Annotated in this window: 1 pseudogene; it reads left to right on the top strand. The window is 65.5% G+C overall.

Annotation, left to right across the window (positions count from 1 at the left end):
- Positions 1 to 588 (top strand): annotated as a pseudogene (locus IG75_RS40705) (AMP-binding protein); the annotation flags it as partial.

Below are 588 nucleotides of genomic sequence, written 5' to 3'. Positions count from 1 at the left end.
GCGGCGACGTTCGATCTGTCGGTGTGGGAGTTCTGGACCGCCGCGGTGAGCGGTGGCCGGATGGTTATCGCTGAGCCGGACGGTCATCGCGATCCGTCGTATCTGAACCGGTTGATGCGTCGTGAGCGGGTGACGACGTTGACGGTGGTGCCGTCGATGCTGGATGCCCTACTGGGCGCCGCGGATGAAGGTTTGCCCGGTTCGTTGCGGCGGGTGCTGGCGATCGGTGAAGCCGCAGTGGAACAGCCGTGTGTATGTGTTGGATTCGCGGTTGCGGCCGGTGCCCGATGGTGTCGCGGGTGAGTTGTATCTGGCGGGTGCGCAGTTGGCGGTGGGGTATTTCGGTCGCCCGGACCTGTCCGCGGATCGGTTTGTGGCGGATCCGTTCGTGGCGGGGCAGCGGATGTATCGCACCGGTGACCTGGTGGCCTTCGACGGCAATGGTGAGCTGGAGTATCGGGGTCGCACGGATTTCCAGGTGAAGATTCGTGGTTTCCGGATCGAGCTGGGTGAGATCGAGGCGGCGTTGCTGGCGTTGCCGGAGGTCGCGCAGGTCGCGGTGCTGGCGAAGTCGGATCCGCGGACCGG

The organism is Nocardia rhamnosiphila NBRC 108938, assembly GCF_000720425.1.
GTDB lineage: Bacteria > Actinomycetota > Actinomycetes > Mycobacteriales > Mycobacteriaceae > Nocardia > Nocardia rhamnosiphila.
This window is presented reverse-complemented; position numbering and strand designations above follow the sequence as displayed.